This is a genomic window from Dyella sp. (genome assembly GCF_036568765.1).
Classification (GTDB): domain Bacteria; phylum Pseudomonadota; class Gammaproteobacteria; order Xanthomonadales; family Rhodanobacteraceae; genus GSA-30.
In genome coordinates, this window is record NZ_DATCRY010000179.1 from 1 (window position 1) to 2,546 (window position 2,546).

General features: G+C 62.0%; 2 protein-coding genes. Both read right to left on the reverse strand.

Annotated elements, in window-relative coordinates:
* Positions 1 to 141: 141 nt before the first annotated feature.
* Positions 142 to 1,267 (reverse strand): peptide chain release factor 2 gene (prfB, locus tag VIM98_RS12480; protein WP_331993436.1). Its coding sequence is split into 2 segments (ribosomal slippage): positions 142 to 1,191 and positions 1,193 to 1,267, totalling 1,125 coding nucleotides; the frame shifts between segments, so codons are not numbered across the junction.
* A 335-nt stretch (positions 1,268 to 1,602) separates the two neighbouring features.
* On the reverse strand, positions 1,603 to 2,546 hold a 944-nt coding region (locus tag VIM98_RS12485; protein WP_331993437.1), incomplete at its 5' end, for an asparagine synthase-related protein.

Here is a 2,546-nt window from a genome sequence, read left to right on the forward strand (position 1 = left end):
AATCAATCCGAAACGCTCATCCCGGGGCAACTCCTCTGTAAGAGCATAAACCCTTTCTGTCAGCTTCATGGCCTCCTGCCAAGCTACCAGGTCGCGGTAGGTGCGAATCGAAGCGCCCTCGCTACTCATCCCTCGTCCCTATCAGGCGTCTATCCGCTTGGCCCCCGCATCCAGGCCAGATTTCAGGCTAGCCTCGACGAACTCGTCCAGGTCGCCATCCAGCACTTTCTGCGTGTCCGAGCGCTCGATCCCGGTACGCAGATCCTTGATGCGGCTCTGGTCGAGCACGTAGTTGCGGATCTGGCTACCCCAGCCGATATCGGACTTGGAGGCTTCCAACGCATCCTTTTCGGCGTTGCGCTTCTGCATTTCCAGTTCATATAGCTTGGCGGCCAGCATCTTCATGGCACGGTCGCGGTTGGCGTGCTGGCTGCGTTCGGTCTGGCAGGCCACTACCACGCCGGTCGGAACGTGCGTGATACGCACGGCCGATTCGGTCTTGTTCACGTGCTGGCCACCGGCACCCGACGAGCGGTACACGTCGGTCTTGAGGTCGGCCGGGTTGATGTCGATATCGATGTCGTCATCGACTTCCGGCGAAACGAACACCGAGGTAAAGCTGGTGTGGCGACGGTTGTCCGAATCGAACGGGCTCTTGCGCACCAGGCGGTGCACGCCGATCTCGGTCTTCAGCCAGCCATAGGCGTAATCGCCTTCCACCCGGAAAGTGGCCGACTTGATACCGGCGACGTCGCCGCCGCTGACTTCCAGCAGTTCGGTTTTCCAGCCGCGCGATTCGCACCAGCGCAGGTACATGCGCAACAGCATTTCTGCCCAGTCTTGCGCCTCGGTGCCGCCAGCGCCGGCCTGGATATCGACAAACGCGTTATTCGCATCCATCTTGCCGGAGAACATGCGCTGGAATTCGAGCTTGCCGACGTGAGCGTCGAGCTTGCCGAGATCGTCGATGACGGATTTGACCGTGTCCTCGTCGCCGTCGGCGGCAGCCATATCCAGCAGTTCGCCGGCGTCGGCCAGGCCCGAGGTAAGGTTATCGATACCGGTGACGATGGTGTCGAGGCGGGCGCGTTCACGGCCCAGTTCCTGTGCGCGCGGCGGATCGTCCCAGACGTTGGGGCTTTCCAGTTCGCGGCTTACTTCTTCCAGACGCTCGCGCTTGGCGGCGTAGTCAAAGATACCCCCTAAGCGACTCGACGCGGCCCTTGAGGTCCGCGATCTGCGCATGGATCGGATTGGTCTCGATCATAAGAACGCTATGGCTGATGGTGACCGCATAGTGTAGCAGACGGGTGCCGGCTCTCGGGGCAACGATGGACGAGGCGCCCTTCCCAGCTCGCAAGAACCTGATTTATATCGTCCGTACGATCGGCCTCGGGAACCGCGGCAAGATCGAAGGATGGCCCGTCACGGGAGTATCGATCCAAGCAGTTCGCCCACCGGCTTCCGCCGGTCGAGGCGAGGCCCGCACGCGCTACCTGAGCCAGCGAGGACATGGACCCTCCGCTCCAGATCGATGTGCCGACGCAATCGCTCACCGGCAACTGTGCTTCCCGCTGCGCGCCAATCTGCGCTGAGTGGCCGTCAGGCCGTCAGCGCTTGCTGGTGAACATCGCGTACCGCGCGGCCGGAGGGATCGGCCGCCGCGGCAAAGGCCGGATCCCAGGCCAACGCCGCTGGCGAGGAGCACGCGATCGACTTGCCGCCCGGCACCGTCGCAGCACAGGCCTCGCCTGGGTAAAAGCGTTCGAAGATACGCCGGTACAGATAAGCTTCCTTTGTCGCCGGCGTGTTGAAAGGGTAGCGCGATGCGGCGGCAGCAAACTCGCGGTCGCTGATCGCCTGTTCGGCATGCGCTTTCAGCCCATCGATCCAGCCATAGCCCACGCCATCGCTGAATTGCTCTTTCTGCCGCCACAAGATCGCGTCGGGCAAGGCGCCCTGGAAAGCTTCACGGAGCACGGCCTTTTCGATACGCCCTGCTCCCGCCATCTTGTGCTTGGCGTCCATCCCCATCGCTGTATCGAGAAATTCCAGATCGAGGAAAGGCACACGCGCTTCGACACCCCACGCCATCATGGCCTTGTTCGCACGCAAGCAATCGTAGCTATGCAGCGCATCGAGTTTACGTACGGTCTCCTCATGAAAGGCTTCGGCCGATGGCGCCTTATGGAAATACAGGTAGCCGCCGAAGATTTCGTCCGAGCCCTCGCCGGACAAGACCATCTTTACACCCATTGCCTTGATGCGTCGGGCCAGCAGGTACATCGGCGTAGAGGCGCGGATCGTGGTGACATCGTAGGTTTCGATATGGCGGATGACTTCGGGCAAAGCATCCAGACCCTCCCAGAAATTGTAGACAAAGCCGTGGTGCACCGTACCTAACGCATCGGCTGCGACCTGAGCGGCAGCCAGATCCGGCGAACCTTCCAGGCCGATGGCGAACGAATGCAGACGCGGCCACCAGGCCTCGCTGCGGTCATCGTCCTCGACGCGTTCGCGTGCAAAGCGCGCCGCGCACGCGGCCA